The 2,911-nt window shown below is 37.3% G+C and carries 4 protein-coding genes; all 4 read right to left on the bottom strand.

Features of this window, described 5'->3' with window-relative positions; translation table 11 throughout:
* On the bottom strand, nt 1-282 hold a 282-nt coding region (locus A9G07_RS10840; protein WP_176713974.1), incomplete at its 3' end, for a TPM domain-containing protein.
* Between the two features lie 103 nt (nt 283-385).
* Nucleotides 386-1,294 (bottom strand): TPM domain-containing protein, encoded by a 909-nt coding sequence (locus tag A9G07_RS10835; RefSeq protein ID WP_065735151.1) that lies wholly within the window; start codon nt 1,292-1,294, stop codon nt 386-388.
* Between the two features lie 75 nt (nt 1,295-1,369).
* The gene (locus A9G07_RS11965) at nt 1,370-1,711 is read right to left on the bottom strand and encodes a hypothetical protein (protein WP_141677516.1); all 342 of its coding nucleotides are present in this window, start codon (nt 1,709-1,711) and stop codon (nt 1,370-1,372) included.
* Between the two features lie 296 nt (nt 1,712-2,007).
* The coding region (locus A9G07_RS10830; RefSeq protein ID WP_065735150.1) for a TPM domain-containing protein at nt 2,008-2,911 on the bottom strand (904 nt) is incomplete at its 5' end.

Below are 2,911 nucleotides of genomic sequence, written 5' to 3'. Positions count from 1 at the left end.
GTCTTGTCCTTTTCGACCGATTTTCCATTGAATAAAGACTCTATCTGCGTATTGTTCTACCGTTTCATCATCCAGTTTGGGAATCATTAAAACCGCTATCTGGGCACCATCTGTTCGAGGCTTTTCAAAGCCAATTAGGCTTGATTCTAATGACTCTTTTTGAGAATCGGTTAAAGTTTGAGTCGTGTCGATAACACGATGTGCAAATTCCGGGATGTCTGTTAGCCCATAACAAAACCAACTGAATATTAACAATAAACTACTTAGAAAATATCTTTTCATTATATTTTCTGCCTCATGACTAACAACGCTAAATAAAACTATTATATAGTCAAATCAAAATCTTACTATTAAAACTTAAAGAGTATGATCTTTGTTCATCTCATTACCAACGACCAGATGCACCGCCACCACCACTGTGGCCACCACCGCCGCCGCTAAAGCCGCCGCTATCGCTAAAACCACCGCTAGAATCACCAAAATCGTCACTTCCTCCGCGACTATTTCCTCCTCCGCCAGCTCCGGGAGTTAAAATGCCGCTAGCCATGGTACTTAAACCAAATACGACACACATTATAATAAACATCAAAAATGCTATCTCAAGTATATATTCCACATGCCAAAGAGTGTATCCAGCAACAGATAATGCGTTAAATAAACCAGTACGTAAACATTGTTTGGTTTTATCTTTACGATATAATAATTTGGCAAGTATAAAACAAATAACGAATGACACCAGCGCATAATAAGCAAAGTTTTCTGTAAATAACTGTTCAATCCTAAGGCCTTGTTCATTATCTTCACATTTCGAGGTAGGATTATCGATTTTTTGTTTTAGCACAGATAAGGCATTATCAATACCCTGATAATAGTTATTTTGTCGAAATTGTGGTGCTAATTGCTCACGAATAATTTTACTGGCCACTAAGTCTGTAATAGTTCCTTCAAGCCCATAGCCAACCTCAATTCGCATGAGTTTATCATCTTTAACAATAAGTAATAAAATACCATTGTCTTGTCCTTTTCGACCGATTTTCCATTGAATAAAGACTCTATCTGCGTATTGTTCTACCGTTTCATCATCCAGTTTGGGAATCATTAAAACCGCAATCTGGGCACCATCTGTTCGAGGCTTTTCAAAGCCAATTAGGCTTGATTCTAATGACTCTTTTTGAGAATCGGTTAAAGTATGAGTCGTGTCGATAACACGATGTGCAAATTCCGGGATGTCAGTTAGCCCATAACAAAACCAACTGAATGTTAACAATAAACTACTTAGAAAATATCTTTTCATTATATTTTCTGCCTCATGACTAACAACGCTAAATAAAACTATTATATAGTCAAATCAAAATCTTACTATTAAAACTTAATGAGTATGATCTTTGTTCATCTCATTACCAACGACCAGATGCACCGCCACTGCGGCCGCCACCTCCGCCTCGGCACTCGAATAGCTATATGAAGATCGACTGCTTCTGCCACTCCCGCTACGACTTCTTCTTATGCCGTTTTTACGACTGATAGCGATGAATAACAAGTTAGCAAACACATAATTTATACCAAAAATAAAAACGACATCGGTAAGATATAAGTAACTAAAATCGTGAACATACCAAGTTACAATAAGGAGAAACAAACTATTTGATAGTGATGTGATGATAATGCGTTTAAATTCACTTTTTTCGAATTTAACCGTGAAAACGAACAAACAAAAAAGAAAACACTTTCCAGCTTTGTTGAATAATCCAGTTAAACATCATATCTAACATTTCACTTAACCTAATTCTATAATTATTCTGGGTTTGTTTCTCTGGATGAATTTCATTACCCATTATGACATCTTTTAATACCGAAATTGCATCATTAATACCTTGATAATAGTTCTTTTGCTTAAATTGTGGGGTTTGCTGTTCCCAAATGATGTGGCTAGCGATTGTTGTAAAAAATAAACTGCTATTAATCGATATGATTAAGGCGCATATAGCGCCTTATTTTTTATCCTATTTACCAGCTACCGGAAGCGCCACCGCCACCACTGCGACCACCACCGCCGCCGCTAAAGCCACCACCTCCGCCGAAGCCACCGCTAGAACCACCAAAACCGCCTCCTCCTCGATGATTTCCTCTTCCGCCGCCTGCTCCGGGAGTCACAATGCGGCTGGCAATGGTACTCAAAATAAATACCACAAACATGATAAATACTATAATAAATATATCGCGCATATGCCAAAGGGTAAATCCACCAACAGATAGAGCGTTAAATAAACCAGTAAGAAGACATTGATTGGTTTTATCTTTACGATACAATAATTTGGCAAGTATAAGACAAATAACGAATGACACCAGCGCATAATTACTCAACATGGAAGTAAAATCTTCTGATGATAACAAGTTAAAGCCTTGTTCGTTATCTTCACTTTTCGGGGCAGGATTATCGATTTTTTGTTTCAGTGCAGATAAGGCATTATCAATTCCTTGATAATAGTTATTTTGTCGAAATTCTGGCGCTAATTGTTCACGAATAATTTTACTGGCCACTAAGTCAGTAATAGTTCCTTCAAGCCCATAGCCAACCTCAATTCGCATACGTTTATCATCTTTAACAATAAGTAATAAAATACCATTGTCTTGTCCTTTTCGACCGATTTTCCATTGAATAAAGACTCTATCTGCGTATTGTTCTACCGTTTCATCATCCAGTTTGGGAATCATTAAAACCGCTATCTGGGCACCATCTGTTCGAGGCTTTTCAAAGCCAATTAGGCTTGATTCTAATGACTCTTTTTGAGAATCGGTTAAAGTTTGAGTCGTGTCGATAACACGATGTGCAAATTCCGGGATGTCTGTTAGCCCATAACAAAACCAACTGAATATTAACAATAAACTACTTAGAAAATATCTTTTCATT

The organism is Gilliamella sp. wkB72 (assembly GCF_001693745.1).
Classification (GTDB): domain Bacteria; phylum Pseudomonadota; class Gammaproteobacteria; order Enterobacterales; family Orbaceae; genus Gilliamella; species Gilliamella apicola_E.
Note: the sequence above shows the minus strand (reverse complement) of the source record. Positions and strands in the feature narration are given on the sequence as shown.

Coding starts and splice junctions, on each gene's coding strand:
- A9G07_RS10835 (WP_065735151.1), bottom strand. CDS start 1,294: ATGAAAAGATATTTTCTAAGTAGTTTATTGTTAACATTCAGTTGGTTT.